This is a genomic window from Bhargavaea cecembensis (genome assembly GCF_001619585.1).
GTDB lineage: Bacteria > Bacillota > Bacilli > Bacillales_A > Planococcaceae > Bhargavaea > Bhargavaea cecembensis_A.
In genome coordinates, this window is sequence record NZ_LQNT01000009.1 from 710,577 (window position 1) to 733,463 (window position 22,887).

The 22,887-nt window shown below is 56.1% G+C and carries 23 protein-coding genes; all 23 read right to left on the reverse strand.

All coding sequences use genetic code 11. The features are described 5' to 3' along the window. Window positions 1-44: 44 nt before the first annotated feature. Window positions 45-875: an urease accessory protein UreD gene (locus AV656_RS07145; protein ID WP_063180278.1), complete on the reverse strand. Its 831-nt coding sequence runs from the start codon at window positions 873-875 to the stop codon at window positions 45-47. 2 nt (window positions 876-877) lie between these two features. Further along, window positions 878-1,489, reverse strand: a complete 612-nt coding sequence (gene ureG / locus AV656_RS07150; RefSeq protein ID WP_063180281.1) for an urease accessory protein UreG — start codon at window positions 1,487-1,489, stop codon at window positions 878-880. A gap of 79 nt (window positions 1,490-1,568) precedes the next feature. Next, window positions 1,569-2,255 carry an urease accessory protein UreF gene (locus AV656_RS07155; protein ID WP_063180283.1) on the reverse strand — a complete coding sequence of 229 codons (687 nt, stop codon included), beginning with the start codon at window positions 2,253-2,255 and terminating at the stop codon, window positions 1,569-1,571. Beyond that, on the reverse strand, window positions 2,248-2,703 hold the full coding sequence (gene ureE / locus AV656_RS07160) for an urease accessory protein UreE (RefSeq protein WP_063180287.1): 456 nt from the start codon (window positions 2,701-2,703) through the stop codon (window positions 2,248-2,250). The genes AV656_RS07155 and ureE overlap by 8 nt, the downstream gene beginning before the upstream one ends. Window positions 2,704-2,714: 11 nt before the next feature. Beyond that, window positions 2,715-4,427 carry an urease subunit alpha gene (gene ureC, locus AV656_RS07165; protein WP_063180289.1) on the reverse strand — a complete coding sequence of 571 codons (1,713 nt, stop codon included), beginning with the start codon at window positions 4,425-4,427 and terminating at the stop codon, window positions 2,715-2,717. Next, window positions 4,424-4,747 carry an urease subunit beta gene (locus AV656_RS07170; RefSeq protein WP_063180292.1) on the reverse strand — a complete coding sequence of 108 codons (324 nt, stop codon included), beginning with the start codon at window positions 4,745-4,747 and terminating at the stop codon, window positions 4,424-4,426. Before AV656_RS07170 ends, ureC begins: the two co-directional genes overlap by 4 nt. A gap of 22 nt (window positions 4,748-4,769) precedes the next feature. Next, entirely contained in the window at window positions 4,770-5,072 is a 303-nt protein-coding gene (locus AV656_RS07175) for an urease subunit gamma (protein ID WP_008296439.1), read from the reverse strand. Between the two features lie 505 nt (window positions 5,073-5,577). Beyond that, window positions 5,578-7,083, reverse strand: coding sequence for a class I adenylate-forming enzyme family protein (locus tag AV656_RS07180; protein WP_063180294.1), 1,506 nt, complete (start codon window positions 7,081-7,083; stop codon window positions 5,578-5,580). 154 nt (window positions 7,084-7,237) lie between these two features. Next, window positions 7,238-8,314 carry an ABC transporter ATP-binding protein gene (locus AV656_RS07185; RefSeq protein ID WP_063180296.1) on the reverse strand — a complete coding sequence of 359 codons (1,077 nt, stop codon included), beginning with the start codon at window positions 8,312-8,314 and terminating at the stop codon, window positions 7,238-7,240. Then, the gene (locus AV656_RS07190) at window positions 8,311-10,008 is read right to left on the reverse strand and encodes an ABC transporter permease (RefSeq protein WP_063180298.1); all 1,698 of its coding nucleotides are present in this window, start codon (window positions 10,006-10,008) and stop codon (window positions 8,311-8,313) included. The genes AV656_RS07185 and AV656_RS07190 overlap by 4 nt, the downstream gene beginning before the upstream one ends. A 13-nt stretch (window positions 10,009-10,021) precedes the next feature. Continuing rightward, window positions 10,022-11,053 carry an ABC transporter substrate-binding protein gene (locus tag AV656_RS07195; RefSeq protein WP_156484812.1) on the reverse strand — a complete coding sequence of 344 codons (1,032 nt, stop codon included), beginning with the start codon at window positions 11,051-11,053 and terminating at the stop codon, window positions 10,022-10,024. After that, window positions 11,050-11,817 carry a 5'/3'-nucleotidase SurE gene (gene surE, locus AV656_RS07200; protein WP_063180300.1) on the reverse strand — a complete coding sequence of 256 codons (768 nt, stop codon included), beginning with the start codon at window positions 11,815-11,817 and terminating at the stop codon, window positions 11,050-11,052. Before surE ends, AV656_RS07195 begins: the two co-directional genes overlap by 4 nt. Then, window positions 11,795-12,616, reverse strand: coding sequence for a sugar phosphate isomerase/epimerase family protein (locus AV656_RS07205; RefSeq protein ID WP_063180302.1), 822 nt, complete (start codon window positions 12,614-12,616; stop codon window positions 11,795-11,797). Before AV656_RS07205 ends, surE begins: the two co-directional genes overlap by 23 nt. After that, the gene (locus AV656_RS07210) at window positions 12,613-13,449 is read right to left on the reverse strand and encodes a PHP domain-containing protein (protein ID WP_063180305.1); all 837 of its coding nucleotides are present in this window, start codon (window positions 13,447-13,449) and stop codon (window positions 12,613-12,615) included. Before AV656_RS07210 ends, AV656_RS07205 begins: the two co-directional genes overlap by 4 nt. Window positions 13,450-13,724: 275 nt before the next feature. Further along, a complete protein-coding gene (locus tag AV656_RS07215) occupies window positions 13,725-15,236 on the reverse strand; it encodes an acyl-CoA synthetase (protein WP_063180308.1) in 1,512 nt (503 codons plus the stop codon). A gap of 18 nt (window positions 15,237-15,254) precedes the next feature. Beyond that, a complete protein-coding gene (fabG, locus tag AV656_RS07220; protein WP_063180311.1) occupies window positions 15,255-15,995 on the reverse strand; it encodes a 3-oxoacyl-ACP reductase FabG in 741 nt (246 codons plus the stop codon). Beyond that, window positions 15,985-16,893 (reverse strand): alpha/beta fold hydrolase, encoded by a 909-nt coding sequence (locus AV656_RS07225; protein ID WP_063180315.1) that lies wholly within the window; start codon window positions 16,891-16,893, stop codon window positions 15,985-15,987. The genes fabG and AV656_RS07225 overlap by 11 nt, the downstream gene beginning before the upstream one ends. A 15-nt stretch (window positions 16,894-16,908) precedes the next feature. Next, on the reverse strand, window positions 16,909-17,922 hold the full coding sequence (locus AV656_RS07230) for a 3-oxoacyl-ACP synthase (protein ID WP_063180317.1): 1,014 nt from the start codon (window positions 17,920-17,922) through the stop codon (window positions 16,909-16,911). Between the two features lie 12 nt (window positions 17,923-17,934). After that, entirely contained in the window at window positions 17,935-18,957 is a 1,023-nt protein-coding gene (locus AV656_RS07235) for a branched-chain amino acid ABC transporter permease (protein WP_063180319.1), read from the reverse strand. A 3-nt stretch (window positions 18,958-18,960) separates the two neighbouring features. Beyond that, window positions 18,961-19,824 carry a branched-chain amino acid ABC transporter permease gene (locus AV656_RS07240; protein ID WP_063180322.1) on the reverse strand — a complete coding sequence of 288 codons (864 nt, stop codon included), beginning with the start codon at window positions 19,822-19,824 and terminating at the stop codon, window positions 18,961-18,963. A gap of 15 nt (window positions 19,825-19,839) precedes the next feature. Further along, window positions 19,840-20,547 (reverse strand): ABC transporter ATP-binding protein, encoded by a 708-nt coding sequence (locus AV656_RS07245; RefSeq protein ID WP_063180325.1) that lies wholly within the window; start codon window positions 20,545-20,547, stop codon window positions 19,840-19,842. Beyond that, window positions 20,525-21,298, reverse strand: a complete 774-nt coding sequence (locus AV656_RS07250; protein ID WP_063180328.1) for an ABC transporter ATP-binding protein — start codon at window positions 21,296-21,298, stop codon at window positions 20,525-20,527. Before AV656_RS07250 ends, AV656_RS07245 begins: the two co-directional genes overlap by 23 nt. A gap of 113 nt (window positions 21,299-21,411) precedes the next feature. Then, window positions 21,412-22,617 carry a substrate-binding domain-containing protein gene (locus AV656_RS07255; protein ID WP_063180330.1) on the reverse strand — a complete coding sequence of 402 codons (1,206 nt, stop codon included), beginning with the start codon at window positions 22,615-22,617 and terminating at the stop codon, window positions 21,412-21,414. Between the last annotated feature and the right edge of the window lie 270 nt (window positions 22,618-22,887).

The following is a 22,887-nucleotide window of genomic DNA, read 5'->3' on the forward strand; positions in this document are numbered from 1 at the left end:
CCGCAAAAAAATCCGGAGCTGCAGAGGCTCCGGATTTCATCAACTTAATATTTTCTCAAGGAGGCAGGCGTCAGGCCAAGCCATTCTTCACTGATCCGTTTATGGCATGCATTCAGCATCTTCTCGATTTTTCCCGTAGAACGGGCCAGGATCCGGATGCTGAATCCCGGGACAGCCAACCGGGAAATCCCGAACTTCACTTGATCCCCCTCCGATGTTTCGGCAAGCAGGCCATGGAGGGCATCAACCAGGTTGTCGGTTGTCTGTTCACCGATGGCAATCATTGAACCAAGGTGTGTGTAACCTTCCATAAATCCGAGACCGCCGACACGCTGATCGGCCGGGGACAACCGGATATTGTCAAAGACCGCCGGTTCCCCGTCCACGTAAATCTCATTGATGAGCCTGACCGAATCAAAGGCGAATTGTCCGCCATCCGGTGACCAGCCCGGGGTCAGAATATCCGTATAGAGGAATGTGGCTCCTCTTTCCATGCGGACGATGTTTTTCTGGCGGTATGTCGCGTTCTTGTACGCGATCAGCGGGTCGGGCAGATACTCAAGGTAGCTGCCTGACTTCAGTGACATCGTCGTCTCCTGATAAGCATGGTCTTTTGGCGTCTTATAGACTTTCGTTGCGCCCTGTGTCGTCAGTGTGACTTGTGCGCCGGGTTCCGCTGTGATTTCCATGCGGTAACGGTCTCCGTCCAGATAACCCCCGCCCGGATTCAGGAGGTAGTAACAGACCTTGCCGGAGTCATCATGATAGATCGGGCGCATTACTTTGAAAGCACCCTGGAAATAGACGTTCCGGGCAACTGTCTTGCCCGCGCGGTCCTCGAGGGAGAGAATCAGCTCCCCCGTCCATTTCGTCATGGTCAAGCCAATCCTTTAAGAAGGACCTGCTTGTTGATCCAGTCGATCACTTGATCAAGTCCCTCTTCAGTTTTCAGGTTTGTAAAAACGAATGGCTTGTCTCCGCGGAATTTCTTCGTATCCTCCGCCATAACCTCCAGGCTTGCCCCGACATGAGGCGCAAGGTCTGTTTTGTTGATGATGAACAAGTCGGACTTGATCATTCCCTGCCCGCCCTTGCGCGGAATTTTTTCCCCCTGGGCCACATCTATGATGTAGATCGAGAAGTCCACGAGCTCCGGGCTGAAAGTGGCAGCTAGATTATCACCGCCGCTTTCGACAAAGATCAGCTCGACATCAGGGTGGCGTGACACGAGTTCATCGATTGCGGCAAAGTTCATGGAGGCGTCTTCACGGATAGCGGTGTGCGGGCACCCGCCCGTTTCCACACCGATGATCCGGTCATCCTCAAGTACACCGTGTGCAATAAGGAATTTGGCATCTTCCTTCGTATAGATGTCATTCGTTACAACAGCCATATCGACGTCGTCTTTCATGTGGCGCGTCAGCTTTTCGACGAGCATGGTTTTTCCCGCGCCTACCGGGCCGCCTATTCCAATTTTAATGGGTTCCATCTGACCAGTTCCTTTCTGTTTATTACTCTCTAAATTAAGGGTACAGCTGCCCTCGGGCAGCTTGGGGTACGCCTGTCTATCAGGACATGAAAATCCGGACGTTGACCCGCTCATGCTGCATCTGCGACAGTTCAAGTCCCGGTGCGACAAGACCGAAATCCTCGTCAGGCAGTGTGAGGGCCTTTTCCGCTGTCTGGCGGAGCAGCGGCCGGATACGATTGAGGAGCATCTGGCCGGCCGTCTGCCCCAGCGGTATTGCCCTTACGGCATTCTGGATCAGTCCCGAAACGGTGCCGTAGAAATGATACAGAACAGCTTCTTCGCGGCTGCACCCGAGTCCGTGGGCCGTGATGGCGAAAACAATGGCCGGATGCGGGACTGTCCGCTTTTCCTTTACCAGCCGGCCGTAGTCAGTCAGGAAGGGGAAATCATACAACCGGCTGAACAGTTTCAGCATGCCTTCCCCGATCATCCGGGTTCCCTGCCGCGTCTCCCTCGGAAGGTTCTGGACGTGAAGCTTGGCGCCGATTGCAGAGACCGCATCCAGATCACCGGCTTCCAGCGCATCATAAACCATCCGGCAGGCGATTCCGTCCGTATAAGCGAGCTGCTCTTCCAGGTAGCAGGACAGCCATTCCTCAAACGATTCACTGTCGGTTACGGTGTTGTCCTGGATATAGGTCTCCAGCCCAAACGAGTGACTGAACGATCCCGTCGGCAAGTTCGAGTCACAGAGCTGGAAGAGGGCCAGCAGCCGTTCAGTCATGGCTGTGCCCGATATGCCGGAAAGCTTCTTTTACTTTCCTGTCCTCTCGCACATATGGAATGCCCAGCTCTTTCAGAAGATCCTCAACGAGATAATCGTATTGAACGAGCATCTCATCCCCTTCGAATTGCGCGGGAAGATGCCGGTTGCCCAGCTGGTGCGCAATCGTCCCCATCTCCTGGATCGAGCGCGGGCGGATCACCAGCAGATCATCTGTCATGACATCGACGATAATCATATTGCGTTCATCCATATACAGGACATCGCCCGCCCGGAGGTCACGCGGCTCCTTCAGGCGGATTCCGATTTCTGTCCCGTGATCGGTTGTGACCCGCTGGATGCGCTTGACAAGTGCATCGCTTTCGAGGAGGATCTTCTCCTTATGGCGGTTACCAATCTCAACCGGATCCATTTCACCAAGATTGCCCAAGATCCGTTCAACAATCATGTCTATTCACCTCAGAATAAGAAATATCGTTGCCCCATCGGTACTCGCTCAACCGGTTCGCATGTCAGATGCTCTCCGTTTACATGAACCTCATAGGTTTGAGGGTCGACTTCGATTTCCGGTGTTTCAGCATTTAGCTTCATGTCCTTTTTCGTGAGGGTGCGGATGCCGCCTACCGGAAGAACCCGCTTCTGCAACCCCAGTTTCTCATGTACACCGTCTTCATAGGCGGCCTTCGAGATAAACGTTATTGAGCTTTCATGCAACGCTTTTCCGTACTGGGCATACATCGGCCGCATGATATACGGCTGCGGGGTAGGGATCGAAGCGTTCGCATCTCCCATCAGACCGCTCACAGCAAGACCCGTCTTCAGAACCATCTCCGGTTTTACCCCAAAGAAAGCCGGATCCCATAGGACAAGATCCGCAATTTTGCCGACCTCGACAGACCCTACATACTCTGAAATACCGTGGGTGATCGCCGGGTTGATCGTGTATTTCGCAATATAGCGTTTGGCACGGTTGTTATCGGCGTATTCGGAATCCCCCTTCAGGAGTCCCCGCTGCATCTTCATCTTGTCCGCAACCTGCCATGTACGGATCGCCACCTCTCCGACACGGCCCATCGCCTGGGAATCCGAGCTCACCATACTGAAGACGCCCATGTCCTGGAGTATATCCTCCGCGGCAATCGTTTCCCGGCGGATCCGGGAGTCCGCAAATGCGATATCCTCCGGCACGGACGGGTTCAGGTGATGGCAGACCATGACCATGTCCAGATGTTCGTCAATCGTATTGACCGTATACGGAAGCGTCGGGTTAGTGGATGAAGGAAGGATATTCATATAGCCGGCCGACTTAATCAAGTCCGGCGCGTGTCCCCCTCCTGCCCCTTCAGTGTGGTACATGTGGAGGACCCGGTCCCGGACAGCCGCCATCGTCTCTTCCATAAATCCACTTTCGTTCAGGGTATCGGCATGCAGCGCCACCTGGACGTCATACTCGTCCGCCACCGACAGCGCCATGTCCAGTGAGGAGCCAGTTGCCCCCCAGTCTTCGTGCACCTTCAGGCCGATGACACCCGCCCGCACTTGCTCGGCAAGCGGCTCTTTCGCTGCGGCATGCCCCTTTCCGGTAAAGCCGACGTTAATCGGAAGCCCTTCTGCCGCCATCAGCATTCGGTGAATATTCCATTCACCCGGTGTGACCGTGGTTGCCTTGGATCCCGTTGCAGGACCTGTCCCCCCGCCGATCAGTGTCGTGGTACCGGAAGAGAGGGCAACCTGCACTTGTCTCGGATTCATAAAGTGGACGTGAGTGTCGATCGCCCCGGCCGTCACGATACGCCCCTCACCCGCGATGATTTCCGTGGATGCACCAATGATAATGTCAACGTTATCCATGACGAGCGGGTTTCCGGCCTTTCCGATACCCGCGATGCGGCCGTCCTTGATGGCGATGTCCGCTTTCACGATGCCCGTATAGTCCAGGATGATGGCATTCGTAATCACGACATCGGCGGCGCCGTCAGCCCTTGTTGCGAGCGGGTGCTGGCCCATCCCGTCACGGATAACCTTGCCGCCGCCAAATACCACCTCATCGCCGTATGATGTATAGTCCTTCTCAATCCGGATAAACAAATTCGTATCAGCTAGGCGGATGGAATCTCCCGTAGTCGGGCCAAACATTTCCGCGTACTGTTTTCTTGTCATTCGGAACGTCATGATTCTGCCTCCCCATCAAGCGGGCCGTCTACTTCATTATGGAATCCATAGACGCGTCGCTCACCCGCAAAGTCAATCAGTTCAATCTCCTTCTCATCACCCGGCTCAAAGCGTACGGCGGCACCCGCCGGCACATTCAGCCGTTTCCCGTAAGCCCGCTTCCGGTCGAATTTCATCGCAGGATTCACTTCATAGAAATGATAATGCGAACCAACCTGTACGGGCCGGTCTCCCGTGTTTGTCACGGTGATGGTCATGATCTCCCTTCCCTCGTTACAGATGATGTCTCCTTCTTGAAGAACGTATTGTCCAGGATGCATGATCAGTTTCCTCCTGTCTTGATTATCGGATCGGGTTGTGGACAGTGACGAGCTTTGTCCCGTCCGGGAAAGTTGCTTCCACCTGGATGTCCGGAATCATCTCCGGCACGCCCTCCATGACATCCTCGCGGGAGAGGATATTCGCTCCATACTCCATCAGCTCGGCAACACTCTTTCCGTCACGAGCCCCCTCCAGCACCTCGTAGGTGATCAGCGAAACCGCTTCAGGATGGTTCAGCTTCAGTCCGCGATCTTTCCTGCGGCGGGCCAGATCGGCCGCCACAACGATTAATAGCTTATCCACTTCACGGGGCAGCAAATGCATCTCCTATTCCCTCCTTTACTCATTCCGTCCGAACTAAAAAAAGCCCGCAACGAGACTTTTTTAAGGGTTCTGAATATTTCGCCCGAATCTTCTTCAGCTTTCCCTTCGGAGCCGGACAGTAAACTACTTTCTAAACTATATTAGCAAAATCAATTCAGGAAGTAAATTTGGACACATTGGCCTTTAGCTGCTTTCTCAAACCCCTTTGAATTAGGTTTTTTCCATATAAAGACCAAACAAAAAATGAGGCAACTTATTATTATACTAATAGTAAAAACAAAGTTAAAGAACATACGTAACGCTACCCGATTTCATTGTTTTACGCTGTTGCAGACGTTCGTTTTTTAATAAGGAAGCTCTTCAAGCTGACCAGCTAAGTAAATTGGGGTTCCCGGAAGGATAAAGGCGGGCACCATAGCCGGGAGAAATGGTGAAACGTTGACAAAGAAATGCTCCACTTCAAATTAAAAAAGGACCGGCAGCCGCCGGTCCTTTTCATCATTCATCATGCTTTCGCTTCTTCCGCCTTCGGACGGAGGGTATGCTTCAGCACCTTGCCCGAAGCATTCCGTGGGAGCACATCCAGGAACTCCACTTCCGCCGGCAACTTGAACTTAGCAATATGCTGTGCGCAGTATTCAATAATCTGATCCTCAGAAAGAGTCTTTCCTTCCTTGACTACAACAAACGCTTTCGGCACCTCGCCGTAAACCGGATGCGGAATGCCGACTACAGCGGCTTCAAGCACTTCAGGAATCTGGAACAGCACCTCTTCCACTTCCAGCGGATAGATGTTTTCCCCGCCGCGGATAATCATATCCTTCTTGCGGTCGACGATATACAGCAGTCCGTCCTCGTCGGTGCGTCCGAGGTCACCCGAGTACATCCAGCCGTCCCGGATCGTGCGGGCGGTCTCTTCTTCGTTCTTCAGATAGCCCTTCATGACCTGCGGGCCCTTTACGACGATTTCCCCGACCTGGCCCGGCGGGAGTGTGCGCCCCTGTTCATCGACGACCCGCACTTCCGTCCTCGGAAGCGGCTCGCCGACCGATCCGATCTTATCGAGGGCATAATGGTCTTTCAGGGTTGTGGCGGCCGGCGTATTCTCCGTCTGGCCGTACAGGTTCTGGACCTTCACACCCGGGAAAATCTCCTTCAGCTTTTTAACGAGCTCGTACGGCATCGGTGCAGCGCCATAGCAGAACAACCGCAGATCCGGGACATTCAGCTCTCCGATGTCCGGCCGGTTCAGGAGGATTGCGAACATCGCCGGCACGCCGAAGAACATTGTTGCCCGGCTTTCCTCCAGTGTCCTGACCGTCCTTTCCGGTGAAAATGCCGTCTCAATCACGAGCGTGCCGCCGCTGACCGACACGGCGTTCATGAACACATGGCTTGCCGCGCAGTGGAACAGCGGTGTCGTGATCTGCATCCGGTCGTCTGAAGTGACGTCCATCGCCTCCGCCCAGATCTCCGCCGTCTCCAGGAGGTTCCGGTGTGTCAGCATGACGCCCTTCGGCTTGCCGGTCGTGCCGGAGGTGTACATGATAACCGCCGTATCATCCGATTTCAGTTTCACCGGATCGGGGACGAGCACCGTATCTTCCAGAATGGCATCGAACTCTCCGGTGCCGCCAATCTCAAGCACTTCATGGAAAACAGCACCCGTCTCATCCGCCGTCTTCCGGAGCGCTTCATCGACGATCAGCGACTTGGCTTCAGAGTGTTCGAAGATATATCCGATCTCCCGGGCTGTCAGCTTTGTATTGACCGGCATGAGGATGAATCCGCCGAGCTGCACGCCAAAATAAGCAGCAACAAACGAGTCAGAATTCCCGGCGAGGAGGGCGATCACATCACCCGGCTGGTAGCCCTGCTGTTGGAAATAAGCGGCGACCCGCTCCGCCTTCTCCCTAAATTCCCCGTACGTCCATTGTCTCCCCTCGAACGACGTATACATTTTCTCCGGTTGGGTCTTCCCGTACTCGACGACCACTTCGGGCATGAACATGGCACTCGCTCCCTTTATACTATTAGATAATTAAAACTATTCGATGTGTTCTCGTCAGATTCCTGCCTTTCATACCACACGTCAGGCAGTTCAGCCTTCTTTTCACTAGAACAAACAAAATAGGACTGTCCCGTTTACACGGAACAGCCCTTCTTCAACGATACTCCATTTCATTCATAGCCGGGGATGATCCTGCAGGGGTTGCACTGTACTGCAGAACGACCGGATCTCCGGCGGACAGACGGCCGGCAAGGCCCGTGACCAGGTCAACCGTTTGCTGGCCAACATCGATCGTATAATGGATCTCCCTTCCCAGATAAAGCACATTTCGCACCGTTCCTCTGATGCCTTCGCCGGTGCCGAATGCCAGCTGTTCCGGACGGAGCGGGCACAGTCCTGCGTCACGGAAGGCCGGTGCGACACCCGGAACGGCCCAGGCGATTTGCGGACTGCCGAACGGGTGGAAGCAGCCGTCCCTCCAGTTGCCGGGAATCAGGTTCGCCTTCCCGATGAATGTCGCTACAAACGGAGTTTCCGGCCGCAAATAGATCTCTTCCGGAGGCCCAGCCTGTTCGATCCTGCCGCTGTTCATGACGACGATCCGGTCTGCCATCGCCAGTGCCTCATCCTGGTCGTGCGTGACATAGACGATGGAGGTGCCTGTCTGGCGGTGGATCGTCTGGATCTCATTTCGCAGTTCGAGCCGGAGCCGGGCATCGAGGCTCGAGAGCGGCTCATCCATCAGCAAGAGTGACGGGTTCGGCGCCAGCGCGCGGGCGATGGCGACCCGCTGTTTCTGGCCGCCGGACAGTTCCGAGGGCATACGGCTGCCGTATTGGGCGAGGCCGACCATCGAAAGCATCTGCCGGACCCGTCCGGCCGCATCGTGTTTCAACGCGGGATCAATGAACCGGTGATGGCGGAGCGGGAAAGCAACCTGCTCGCTGACCGTCATATGCGGCCAGAGCGCGAACGACTGGAACACCATTCCGAGATCTCGCTTTTCGGGCGGAACGGCAATACCAACGCCGGCGACCGTGCGTCCGCCCATCCGGATCTCGCCCTCGGACGGGATCTCGAATCCGGCAATCAGCCGAAGGAGAGTCGTCTTGCCGCAGCCCGATGGCCCGACAATGGCAACAAACTCCCCTTCGCCGATTTCCAGGTCGATCCCTTTTAGTGCATCCGTCTCCCCGAATGTCTTCAGGATACCGGTCAGTTCTGTTTTCATGGTGTATGGAGCCTCCTCTTCCAAATCCCGAGCATCAGATAGGCCAGTCCCGCAATCGCTCCCATCAGGAAGAGCACGACGGCCGAGTAGGCGGTCGAATGGGTTGTGTAGCCTGCCTGCTCAAAGTTGAAGATGACGATGCCGATCGTCTCGGATCCGCTCGACCAGAGCAGAGACGAGACGGTCAATTCGGTCAGTGACGTAAGCAAAACCAGCAGTGCCCCGCTCAGGATGCCGCCCGACAAAAGCGGAAGCAGGATATTCCGCCACCTTGAAATTGTACCGGCGCCCGAGATGCGGGCCGCTTCCTCCATGTCCGGCGATACTTGGGCCATCGCTGTCATGCTGCCGCGGACCTGCAGCACCATGAACCGCGTGACATAGGCAATCAGCAGGATCCAGGCGGTACCGTAAATGCCCGGGTTCCACCCGGGAACTGGCTCCATCCAGGCGAAAATCATTGCCAGTCCGAGCACGATGCCCGGCAGCGCATACGGCAGGCCCACTGAAAGCTCGATATAGCGCATGACCCCACCCGGCCGCCGTGTCCGGAAATAGGCGATTACTGTCCCGAAAACCAGGCAGATCAGAGAAGCGCACACCGCAAGCTTCAGGCTGGTGCCGATGGCTTCAAATGATTTGCCGTAGTCGAACAGGACATAACGGTAATGGTCAAACGTCAGGTTGTCAGGCATGAACGGCAAGCCGTACGCCCGAATGACCGACGTCTTCAGCATGGACAAGAGCGGCACGATTCCGGTGCCGAGCACGAACAGCCAGAGCACCGTCTCTGCAAACGGCCGCTTTCGTCCGAGCCGGATCCTCGGCTCGGTGTCTGGAGCCGCCGTCCCGTCCGTTGCCGATTTCCTGAGAAGCAGCCATTGAAATAGCGTCCCGGCGAGCGCGACAATCGCCAGGATGACAGACAGTGCCGCTGCCCGAGAAAATGCTCCGGGACCGAACCCGATGACCTCCTGGTAGATTGCAGTGCTCAGGACAGTGATGTTCGCCGGGATTCCGAGAAATGCCGGAATGCCAAAGTTGTCGAGGTTCGACAGGAACGCGATCATCGCACCGCCGACGATTCCCGGAAGCGCGAGAGGCAGTGTTACGCGGCGGAGCACGGTGAGGCGGCCGCCCCCTCCCGCCCGGGCCGCCCATTCCTGTTCTTTCGGGATGCGCCGGAGAACATTCGCCGTGAACAGGTGAACGAGCGGATAATGGGTAATGCCGAGGACGAATATAATGCCGCCCATGCTGTACAGGTTGATATCCGCGAACGGGATATCCGATGCCAGCTGCGTCCAGGCAATCGTGACGATATAGCTCGGAATGATAAACGGCAGCAAAATAAACACCTGCAGCGCCTTTTTCATCCGGATGTCCGTGTAGGCGGTGAGCCACGCCGTTGTCACGCCCAGCACAAGAGAAAGTACAGTCGATCCCGCCGTGACAATCAGGGTATTCATAAGCATCGTCCACGTGCCGGATTCGCTCAGCAGCGTGCGGTAATGCGCAAGTGACATTCCTCCGTCTTCTAAGAAGCTCATATAAAACAGGCGGAGGACCGGGAGGACGAAAAGCAGCGTGACGAGCATCACCGAAAGCCATACCGGAACGCCCCGCAACAGAGAAGAGCGGCGTCCGGCACCAGCCGCCTGCCGCCCTCCATCATTCAGGGTGATCTGTATCATCGGACCGCCCCCATTATTCCCCGAACAGTTCCTTGAACTCGCGCTTATCGTCTTCACGGCCGCTGCTCAGCTCGTCAAGCGGTGCGGACAGGACGTTCATCTCATCGATGGATTTGAGTCCCTCTGGTGCTTCGACACCTGTGCGGATCGGCGTGTAGCCCAGGTCCGAGGCAAGTTTTTGTCCCTCTTCCGACAGGACGAAATCGATGAATGCCTTCGCCGCTTCTTCGTTATCCGTGTCCTTGATCATGCCGATCGGCTCCGTGATGACCGGGACGCCCTCTTCCGGATAAACGAGATCCACCGGTGATCCTTCGGCTTTGGCATTGGCGACAATGTAGTCAACAACCATCCCGTATGTCTTTTCACCGGCCTGGACGGCCTTCAGGGCCGCGCCGTTCCCCTGAACGACAGATGTGCCGTTATCCTTCAGCAATTGATAGAAATCCCATCCGAAGCTGTCCTGGCGGGTAAACACCCCGGCGTTGTAGGCAGCTGCCCCGCTGTATAGAGGACTCGGCATAATCGCCTCATCTTTCGAATCGGCGTCCGTCAGTGCATTCCAGGAATCCGGCAGCTGTTCCGCTTTGTCCGTATTGACGGCAAGGACGGTTGCCATCACTTTTGTTCCCGCGTATGTATGGTCCGGATCAATGAAATCTTCAGGAATTGCATCGAGTTCTTCCGATTCGTACGGTTCCAGAAGATCCTGCTCCTTCAGGCCCTCGAAAGTGACGCTGTCGGCGACAAGGAGGACATCTGCCTGCACATCGCCCGCCTGCTCCTCTGCCAGAACCTTGCCGATGACTTCTTCCGTACCGGACCGGAAGACGTTCACTTCCACTTTCGGATGCTGCTCATTAAATGCATTCACCAGCGCCGTCGCATCGGTATCCGGCTGGGAAGTGTAAAAGTCGAGCGTGCCGCTTAGGCCGCCTTCTTCCCCTGAGCTACCCGCCTCTGATTCCGCATCCGTTCCCGAGCACGCAGCCAGCATCAGGCTCGCCGCAACCCCCATCGTCAGCATCGTCTTTTTCATCTTCATCTTTGTTTTCCCCCTATCGCTGTGATCTGATTTTCATATTGGCCGGCGATTAGACCGATCTTCGATACCGTGATGTATCCTTCCCGGAGCAGGTGATAATCACCGTCCGGCCGTGATGATTCAAGCCATGCCTGCCGGTCGCGCAGCCAATAGAGAACCCCGCCCTCGGGCTGGTCTGCCGTCATATGGCGGTACCGGTCGAGTGAAAAGTCCGGTACCGCCTCCACGATTCCGGGACAGGCCGATTCCGGGATCGCCGGAAGGTTAATGTTCAGGATGCCCTCGAGCGCTTCCTCTTTTCTGAGGCTCGACAGTGCCGTATAGAACAAGCCTTTCGCCGCACCAAAGTCAGGCTCCGCCGCATCCGTGCGATCCAGTGAAACCGCCACACCCGGGATGCCGGACAGATTGCCTTCCCTCGCCCCACCGATCGTTCCGGAGTAATGAATGTCCCTGCCGATGTTCGCCCCTGCATTGATGCCCGAAACCACACAGTCCGGCTTTTCTTCAAACAGGACATCCAGCGCCAGCTTCACGCAGTCCGCCGGCGTTCCGCCGATTATTGCGTAGGCCGGGACATTGCCTCCGAAAATCGTCAGCCTTTCCGCCTTCAGCGGTTTCCGGAGCGTAATGGAATGACTTGCCGCACTCCGTTCACCATCCGGGGCGACGACCGCGACTTTTCCGAAATGCTGAAGCACGTCAACGGCAGCGGCCAGGCCGGGAGCAAAGATTCCGTCGTCATTCGTCACGAGAAATCTCATAGGTGATTTCCTCCATTCCGAACAACCCGTTCTTTTTCAGGTACCTCATGTTTTCTTCGAGCATTTTAGTTTCACCAAGGTAATCAAATCCTTCGATCACCCGAATGATTCCTCGTTCGGCCGCTGCCCGTATGGCCGGCTTGGTGTCCACCTTCCCCTTGCCGAGCGGGACATGGAACCGGTTGGCCGTCGCATCGCTGACATGGAGCTTGCCGACGCGGCAGAGCGCGTTCATCTCGATAAATGGGGAGCGTGAGAACGGCACATGTGCGGTGTCGACTGTCACCGTGATAAACGGCGAGCGATGACGGACGAGACGGTTCATCGTCTCCGGGCCTGTGACCAGTTCCCCGTCCCTGTCTTCCATCATCTCGACAGACAGAGGGATGCCTTCCCGGATCGCAATCCGCTCCAGCCGGTCAAGCGACTGCTGCATCTTCTCGAGATGCCATTCCGTCCAGCGTTCATTCACCGTAATCCGTCCCGGATGAATGGTCACATCCTCCGCACCGAGATCGGCGGCGAGTGCGACCGAGCGCTCGATCTCAGACAAGGACTGCTCTCGGATCCCCTCATTCAAGGAGCACATATTCAGATCCCAGCTTGGCGCATGAAGCGTCAGCCCGAGACCGGCATCACCGAGCACTTCCTTCACCGCGCTCACCCTGAATCCGGAAAATCTGAACTGCTCCGCCCACAGCTCGACACCCCCGAGACCCGCAGCGCTGAACTTATCCGCGATCTGGCGGATGGTCCCGCCCCAGAATAGAGTGGAGGAACCGTACCATTTTTTGCTCATCGGGCCACCTCCTCACCATGCAAAATTTGCATCAGCCAGCCGTGTACGTCCTCATGATCGTAATCGACGGAACCCGGCAACTGCGGACTTCTCGAGGATTCTCCGTGAAAATCACTGCCGACACTCTTCAAAAGGCCCAGCCGCTCCGACTCCGCCCACCACTGGACCGTCTCCAGTTCGGAGTGGCCGGGATAATACACTTCGATGCCGTCAAGACCCTCATCCGATACGCGGTCGATGCTGAAACCGAACCGGTAGGCCCCCGGATGCGCGAGGAAGGTGAAACCGCCGCAATCATGAATCAGAGCGATCGCCTCTTCGGATGAAAACGTTTCGCGCTCGACATAGCCGGGGCTTCCGGATGAAAGGAGCCGGTCGAATGCTTCTTCCACGTCGTGGAAATACCGGTGTTCGACGAGGACTTTTGCAATATGTGTCCGGACGATCACGCCGCCTTCCGCTTTTGCGCGGCAGTCTTCCCAAGGAATCTCGTAGCCCATCCTGTTCAACCGGCGGACGATCTTTCGGCTCCAAGACTCCCGCTCCTGTCGGCGCCACTCGCAGTGTGCCTTCATCAGCGGATGATCCGGATCAAAACCGTAACCCAGGATGTGCAACTCCCCGTTGGGTCCGTACGTGTTCAGTTCGATTCCGGGGATTACCCGGACGCCGGTCCGCCCTTCATGGGCCTTTGCTTCCGCATAGGCGCCAACCGAGTCATGGTCTGTAATCGCAATGCAGGAGAGCCCCCTTATCGCCGCCAGATCCATCAGTCCGCGCGGCGTCCGTTCCCCGTCCGAAAACACCGAGTGCATATGCAGGTCCACTTTCATCCGAAGCACCTCCTGTGATTGAAACTCCGCTTTCATCGTAACGCCCAAATGTTTCCGGAATGTTAAGCTGTTGTTGAAGTTCGTAAAGGCATGGTTAAGATGAAAACCGGATCGGGCATCACCTTTTTCGGATTGACTTGTGAGTTTGAAGATTAGCTACCTGAGTTTGAAGAATAGCCACCTGAGTTTGAAATTTAGGACGCCGAGATTGAAGATTAAAGGCGCGAGTGTGAAGAATAGCCAGCCGACCAATATTCACACATCAAAAACCCGGGTCATCCGCTTTGACCCGGGTGCTGCATCTCTTCTTTTTTTAAATCCTCCGCCATCGCGGCAAGTTTCTTTTTGTCGATCTTGCCGATATCGGTCTTCGGCAGCTCCTGAATGAAAAAGAAGTCTTTCGGAACTTTATAGCTGCCGAGCGTCCGGGAGCAATGCCGCAGCAGGTCCTCAGTTTTCGGCACGTTCCCCGGTTTTGCGGCGACAAAGGCCACGACGCGCTCTCCCCATTTACGGTCGGGAATACCGATGACCGCGATCTCCTTGACTCCATCATGGCCGACCAGGCACTGCTCGACTTCTTGCGGATAGATGTTCTCCCCGCCGGAAATGATCATCTCCTTTTTCCTGCCGACGATAAAATGATCTCCGTCTTCATCCCGGCTGGCAAGGTCGCCTGTACTGAACCAGCCGTCCTTCAGCGCTTCACGGGTCGCCTCTTCGTTGTTCCAGTAATGGGAGAACAGGTGTCGGCCCCGGAGATGGAGCTCTCCCACCTCTCCGGCCCTGCATGGCCGCCCCTTTGCATCCACGATTCGGACTTCGTTGAACTGCATGCTTTTTCCTACTGCGCCCCGCTTTTTCATCGCCGTATCCGGGTCGATGACAAAGTTATTCGGCCCCGCTTCTGTCATGCCGTATCCTTCCTTGAAGCGTACCCCTTTTCGCCGGTAGGCGTCATACACTGTCTGCGGGCATGGTGCGCCCCCGGACAGGAAAACGTCCACGGAGGAAAACTCGGTATCCCAGAACAGATCGGTGTCGAGCATCGCCTGGTGCATCGTCGGTACAAAGAGGGAGATCGTCGTGTTGTAGTCATTCAGGGCATGGATCGCCTCTTCCGGATGAAACTTCCGGCCGATGACGACAGTGCCCCCTGCCATGAGGATCGGAAGACTGAGCGCATTCAGACCGCCGGTGTGAAACAGTGGCATGTAGTTCAGCGTGCAGTCGCGTCCCGACAGGTTCCAGCTGATGATCGTGTTGATGGCGTTCCAGTTAACAGATTCAAAGGTCAGGACGACACCTTTAGGACGACCGGTCGTCCCTCCCGTATAAATCATCATCCACGGATCGTCCGGGTCGCTCGCAACCTGCTCTGTACGGGGGTTCACGGATGCCGGAACGGGATCAATAGGTGATGCCGGAACGCCCAGACCGGCTGCCCGGCCGGCGTGCTCGTCATCATGCAGCAATAGGGACGGGCCGCTGTCATCAACGATATACCGGAGCTCGCTTTCGCTGAGCCGCCAGTTCATCGGGACATAGATCAGCCCCCTGCCTGCACAGGCAAACAGGACAGCGAACAGATCAATCCGGTTATGCGATAGTACAGCGACCCGCTCTCCTTTTTGGAGTCCGGCTAAACGGAACCGCTCCGCATAGGCAGCTGTTCGGCCTGCCAGTTCCCCGTATGACCAGCGCTGCCCGGTATGTACATCGATCAGTGCCGTGTTGCCCGGCGTAATTTCAGCCCGCTTCATGATCCATCCGTGATCCGTGTACATTCTGCTCTCCTCCTTTTGTTACATCATGATGCCGCCATCCACCTGAAGAACATGGCCGTGCACATACGCAGATTCGTCCGATGCGAGGAACAGGTAAGCATTGGCGATATCCTCCGGCTGGCCGAGACGCCTGAGCGAAATGCCGCCTTTCATCTGCTCGATCACCTTTTCCGGCATTTTTGCCACCATTGCCGTCATCGTGAATCCCGGGGCAACGGCATTGACATTGATGCCCTTTCTGCCGAGCTCTTTTGCCCATGTCTTCGTCATGCCGACAACTGCTGCCTTGGCTGCGGCATAGTTTGTCTGCCCGAAGTTGCCGTAGACACCGCTCACCGAAGAAGTATTAATGATTTTGCCGCTTCCCCGCTCCGTCATATGCGCAGCGACTGCCTGGGTGCAGTTGAAGACCCCGGTCAGGTTGACATCGAGCACCTGCTGCCACTGTTCTGCCGTCATCTTCATGAGTGTCGCGTCCCTTGTGATGCCCGCGTTGTTGACGAGCACATCAATCCGGCCGGAGTCGTTCAGCGCCTCCTCCACCATCCGGTCGACGCTTTCCCTGTCCGCGACATTCACACGGATAAACCGGATGTCCAAGCTGTCCGCCTTCAGTTGTTCTTCCGCTTTACGGCCCGCCTGTTCATCAAAGTCGGCCAGGATGACCCTGGCCCCTTCTTCCGCAAATCGCCTGCCGGCAGCGAGCCCGATTCCGTTTGCGCCGCCCGTGATAATGGCCGTCTTTCCCTCAAGCCTCATGCTGCTTCACCTTCTCCGTCAAAAAAGTTTCGATTGATTCCTTCAGTCCATCCAGATCATCAATCAGCGGGGAGTGCCCGTTGTCTTCCAGGGAGACGAACACCGCGTTGTTCCCGAGGTCCGCTATTATTTCATCTGTCATTTCCCTGGTGACGACCAGGTCGCGGTCACCGCGCAGGACCAGAACCGGCACCCGGATATCCTTCGCCTGATCCGTCCCTTGCGTCACACCGTTATGGACAGCGCTGATGTTGAATGTGTTCAGCGCATGGTAGACGTCCGCCAGGTTCTGCTGCGTGAGCATGTCATCGACATAGGCTTCATAGCGTTCCGGATCCGGCTGCCGCTTTGTATAGATTGCCGCATTCCATACGGCTTTCAGCCCTTCCCGGTTGCCCGAATCATACAGCCCCTGCATCGGCTTTGTCTTGCCCGCATCCTGCTCAATTTCACCGATGGTCCGGAGACGATTTTCCGGATCCGGGGTTCCGTCCGCTTTCAAGCCATAAAACGGATATCCTCTTGTCGAGGCAGAAGCCAAAAGGACCAGTTTTCGGACCGGTTCCGGATGGTCTGCCGTAAACTGCATCGCCACCGCCCCGCCCGTAGACCACCCGACCAGACTAAACGAATCGAGGCCGAGCTGCTCAGTGAAGTCATGCAGATCCTCGGAGAAATCCCGGATCGACGTGATTCTCTTGTTGTAGGTGGATCCGCCGAACCCCCTCAGGTCCGGTGCAATGATTGTATAGTCCTGGTCGAGCGTATCCATCATGATGTCCCAGTGCTTTGAGGAAGTCATGTTGCCGTGGACCAGCACAATGACTTGTTCACCGCCCGGACGTTCTCTGTACGTGATCGTCTCCCCGTTTTTGAGCTTCACTTCTTTTAACGCCATCTTATTTTCTCCTCCTCATCTTTCCGGTCCCCACCTGACCGTCATGGCGCCCCAGGCATAACCGATTCCGGCACTGACCAGGACAGCGACATCCCCATCCTTGAGCCTGCCCTGCTGCTCGGCGAGTTCAAGAGACAGGATCTGGTCAAACTGTCCGATATGGCCGTAGTCATCCAGATAGACCGATTGCTCCTCGCTCAGCCCGAGCTGCCCGAGGACATAGTCGTGGGCGGACCGTTTCATATGGAGGATGCCGAGATAGTCGATATCGGCATCCGTATAGCCGCTCTTCGCCAGCGACCCCCGGATCACCTTCAGGAAGTTCTCCATCGACCGTTGTTCAAGCCGCATCTTCATTCCTTCCGGATCCAGTACGTCAAGGCGGTACAGACCGTCACGGAGCGATTCTTCCGTCAGTGGCTGCATCGTTCCCCCGACCGGCACGACGACATCCTCTGAAAATGAGCCGTCAGTGATGATTTCCCCCTGCAGAACGGTGTTGCGCCCCAGGTCCTTCCTCAGGATCATCGCCCCGCCGCCCGCAGCGAGATTGAACATGAACCGTGTCCGCTCATTGCGATAGTCGATAAAATCACCGTTGCGGTACCCTCCGGCAAGCAAAACCGTCCGGATATCGGGATCCGTCTCCATGAGCGCGGTTGCCACCTTCATCGCCATGATGGTCGTCCCGCAGCGCATCGCCGCGTCAAACCCCCACGCGTGATGGGCCCCGAGCTCTTCCTGCATCTTGATTGCTGCGGTCCAGAGCGGGTATTCCTTATGTTCTTCGCCGATATAGATGATGAGGTCAATCTCCTTCGGGTCGATCCCCGCTTTGCGGATCGCCTCCCGTGCCGCCCGGATGCCCATGGCCGCCGTATGGTCGTCCCTTCCCGGAACCGGGATCCGGTTGATGCCGAGTTTGGTCCGGACCACCTCTACAGGGAGCCCCGTCATTTCCGCCAACTGTTCCGCATCAAAGTAGGTATCCGGGATATACATGCCCGTGCTTAAGATTCCGACTGCCATGGCTCTGCTCCTTTATCCATTCTCTTCCGTTTTCGCCTTCAGGACCGGCTGCTTTGCCTTCAGTGCAGCAGCCCGCCTCCCGCTGCGCTTCGCCCGGACCTGACGGAACCAGCCGACGATTCCCTGCGGGAAGAAGACCACCGCCAGGATGTAGACGATTCCAAAGAAGATGATCCAGCGCTCAAATATCGGATAATCCCGTGCAAGTCCGGACAGATAATGCTGGGCAAACTCGATAACTGTGGCCCCGAGAATCGGACCGATCAGGGTGCCCACTCCTCCGATGATTGTCATGAGAAGCGCATCCAGCGTGATGTCCATCGTCATCACACTCGTATTGACGAAGCGGAGGGAAACCGCGTAAAGAGAGCCGGCAAGACTTGCAAAGACACCAGCTACAACAGATGCCGTCACTTTATAATGAAGGGTCTTGTAACCGAGCGAAGCGGTCCGCTGCTCATTCTCCCTTACCGCGATGAGCACGCGGCCCATCGGTGAGGCGACAAAGCGGGACAAAAGCAGATAGACAATGATCAGGCAGCCTAGCGCCGCCAGATAAAACATCGTCCTGTCCTGGAAAAACTCAGGAGCCCGGAACGTGAATCCGTCATTGCCGTTCGTGATCGCCCGCCATTTCTCGGCAGCGACCAGGAACAGGCCTGAAAGCGCCAACGTGAACATGGCGTAGAAATGACTTTTCAGCCTGAGTGTGAGCAGCCCCGCAATGAAGCTGATGACACCCGCAATCACCATGCCTGCCATAATCGACAGGAAGAACATGCCGAGCGTCGGCTCCATCCGGTCGAGAATAACGGCGGTCGTATAGGCGCCTACCCCGAAGAACATCGCGTGCCCGAATGACACGATTCCCGTGTAGCCGAGTAGAATGTCATAGCTCATCGCAAGAATGGCGAAGATGAAGATCTGTGTCAGCAGGATCGTCATCGTCCTGGAATCCGAGAAAAACGGGAAAGCGGCAAGCACCGCGGCAATGACGATCAGCCAGAAGTTCTTTCCTTGAAGTTTGGATATCATCGGTCATGCCTCCTTTGCCGTAAAGAGTCCCTGTGGTCTGAAAATGAGCACGACCGCCATCAGGATCATGTTCACCGCGAGAGACAGCGACGGGACGAAGTAAGCCATATAACTACCGGCCAATCCGACGAGGATAGCCGCGAGAAGCGAGCCCGGGAAGCTTCCCATCCCGCCGATCACAACGACGATAAAGGCGAGTATTGCGAATTCAAGTCCCATTTCCGCGTACACAACCCCTGAATACGGAGCCATCAGCGCGCCGGCCAGTGCCGCAAGTCCTGCGCCGGCCATGAACACATAAAGAAAGACTTTATTGATGTCGATGCCGAGTGCCTGCACCATTTCCTTATTCAGAACGCCCGCCCTGACGATCAGCCCGATTTTCGTCCGCTTCAGGATAAACTGGACGACGGCGAAAACGAGAATTCCGACGAGAATGATGAACAGGCGATATTTGATCAGGATGACACCGCCCGCCTCCCAGCTTCCGGCAAGGTAATCAGGCGTTTTTGCCGCGATCTGGTTCGGTCCGAAAACAACTTTCAGCATTTCGGACAACACCAGCATGAAGCCGAGCGTGATCAGGATCTGCTGCACATGGTTACCGTACACCGGCTTGATGATCAGCTTTTCCGTGATAAAGCCGAGGACGATACCCGTCAGCACCGCTCCAATGACGGAGATGAGGAAGCTTCCTGTCACGCCGTAGAAGAATACGCCGCTGAAGGCCCCCCAGGCGAACAGCCCGCCGTGGGCAAAGTTCAGGACGCTCATCAGACCGAAAATCAGTGTCAGGCCCGCTGCAAGCAGGAAGATGAGCATGCCCGTGGCCAGCCCGTTGACTGTAAGATTCAATAATAGATCCATTTACATGGCCTCCCTTCAGGCGATTCCCAGATAGGTCCGCTTCAGTTCTTCGTCGCGCATCAGGTCTTCCATCCGCCCGCTCTGGACGGTCTCCCCGTCATCGATCAATGTGTAGGTGTCCCCGACTCCCGCAGCCATCGAGAAGTTCTGTTCGACCAGGATGATCGTCGTCTGCTTTTTCATCTCCCGGATCGCCTCCATCACAGATTCGATCACGATCGGGGCAAGCCCCTTGGACGGTTCGTCGATCAGCATGAGCCTGTTGTCATTTACAAATGCCCTTGCCATCGCAAGCATCTGCTTCTGGCCGCCGGACAGGTGTCCGCCTTCCTTCTTCCAGAACTTCTTCAGGTCCGGAAAAAGCGTCAGCACATAATCCTGGCGCGCCATCGCAGCCTCGTCTTCTTTGCGCATGGCGACTTTCAGGTTCTCCTCGACGGTGAGTGTCGTGAAGACCGCCTGGTCCTCGGGCACGTAGCCGATGCCGCCGTTGGCAATGGAGAAGGTCGGAAGTTTCGTGATGTCTTGTCCGTCATAGTGGATCGTACCGGACGTAGCCGGCGACAACCCCATGATCGTGCGGAGTGTCGTCGTTTTTCCGGCGCCGTTGCGGCCGAGGAGTACGGTCACTTCCCCTTCTTCCGCCTCCAGCGAGACACCCTGAAGGATGTGATACTGGCCGATATGGGTGTGGACGTTCTCAAGCGTGAGCAGTCTGCTCATGGGGCATCCCTCCCAGGTACGCATTTTGTACGGTCTCGTTCTGCATGATCTCCTCGGGTGTCCCGTCCGCAAGGAGCTTTCCGTTGAACAGCACCATGATCGAATCGGACAGATCGAGGATCATGTCCATTTTGTGCTCGATCAGCAGGACGGTCTTATTCCCGCCTTCCTTGATTTTCCTGATGACATTCAGGATGGATGGCACCTCTTCCAGTGACATTCCGGCGGTCGGTTCATCCAGAAGAAGCACTTCGGTATCAAGCGCCAGCAGCATGGCGATTTCAAGCTTCCGCTTCTCCCCGTGGGAAATCTGGCTCGCAATGGCGTCCGCCTTGCCGTCAAGCAGGACGGTCGACAAAATCTCCACCGACTCCTCCGTGAACTTCTTATAGGAGCTGAAGTGCCGGATCGGGTTGTACCGAACCCCTTCCCTCGACTGCACGGCGAGACGGACGTTCTCCAGAACGGTCAGATTCGGGAAGACGTTCGTAATCTGGAAGGACCGCCCGAGGCCGAGCCGTGTCCTTTCCACCGGCGACAAGCCGTCGAGCAACTGCCCCTTGAAATAGACACTGCCTTCTGTCGGCTTGAGTTCGCCGCTGATCAGATTAAAGAAAGTGGTCTTGCCCGCGCCATTCGGACCGATCACCGACTTGAATTCATTCGGCGGCAGGGTGAAGTTCACATGGTCCACAGCGGTATGTCCGCCAAATCGGATCGTCAGGTTTTCCGTCTTTAAGATTGGTTCCATATCGGGATCCTCCCCTCATTTTTTCCGCCCTTCCGGATGCACGCCCGGCTGGTGTGCATCCGGAAAGGCGGGACGGCATTGCCGTCTGTCTTTCCGTCTTGCTTTTCATCCGATCAGTTCATGATTGGAGGCTCAGTCTCCTCAGGCGACAGTTCCCGGATCAGCACCGGCACCGGATACGGAACGCCTTCCTGCTCTTCCAGTTTGATTGCATAGAGTGATTGCATCGCCTGGTGATCTTCTTCACGGAACGTCATCGTGCCCTTAGGCGTCTCGAAGGACATGCCTTCCATGACCTCAATCAGCTGGTCTGCATCCGCCTCGCCTTCGGTCTGCTTCAGCGCTTCGACGATGGCGATCGCAGCCGACATGCCGCCCGGCGTGAACAGGTCCGGAACTTCTCCGTCAAACCGGTCCGTATGTTCCTTTACGAGCCAGTCGTTTACTTCATTGTCAGGCAGGGTGTGGTAGTAGACCGAGAACCCTTCCATGCCGACAAGCGGTTCCATGACAGACAGTGCGGGGATATCCGGAGCACCTGTAGAAATCTTGATTCCTTTTTCCTGAAGCTTCATATCCGCAATCTGGTTCCACGGGGAGTTGGCTCCCGCCCAGACGACGAACAGGTAGTCCGGATCCGACTCGATGATCTTCTGGAGGTTCGCCGTGAAATCGGTTGCTGCAGGATCTGCATATTCTTCAAGAACGATCTCCGCGCCGAGGTCTTCGGCAGCGTTCTTGAATGCCTCCACCCCGTCCCATCCGAATGAATAGTCCGGTGCGAATGTCGCGATTTTCACACCTTCACCAGCGATCGAAGCCGCTCCGGCCACCGCATCCTGCGAAGAATTCCGTGCGGTACGGAACAGGTACTTGTTGAATTCGGAACCGGTGATGCTGTCAGCGACCGCCGGTTCGACGATCATGATTTTCTCGTATTCTTCTGCAAGCGGCAGAACCGCCAGCGTGTCACCGGAGCTGGATGAGCCGACAAGGAAGTCCACGCCGTCTTCTTCAAGAAGCTTGGTTGCCTTCTGGACCGCCACTTCCGGTTTTGTTTCCGTATCTTCGTAGACCACTTCAATTTTCTTGCCATTCACTTCCATCGATCCGTCGGTCGCATATTCCAGACCAAGGTCAAACCCCCGCTGTGTCTGCTTGCCGTACGATTCGAGTGCACCGGTCAATGAGGCCAGGACACCCACCTTGATTGTTTCATCGCTGCCGCTTCCTTCCACTTCATCGGCCCCGCTGTCCGAACAGGCCGCTGAAAACACCAGGACAAAAGCGAGACTGAGCAAACCTGTAACTCTCTTCAACTTGCACTCCTCCTCTGCTGTTTTGTAAACGCTTTCTGAACTGTCTCTATCATAGTTCGGAAGAGTTGCAAATGAGTTGCAACTCCAGTACGGAGACTGGCGTCTGCGAGCAAAAGCGTAGCGTTGCGGAGCACCAGCCAATACAAAGATTGGCTGCTGCTGCTGCGCTCAAAAGCGAAGCGGACGATCTTCTGCGAGCATAAGCGCCAGCGTTGCGGAGCATTGAGCAGCACCTCCGCCAGTACGAAGTCTGGCGTCTGTGCTCAAAAC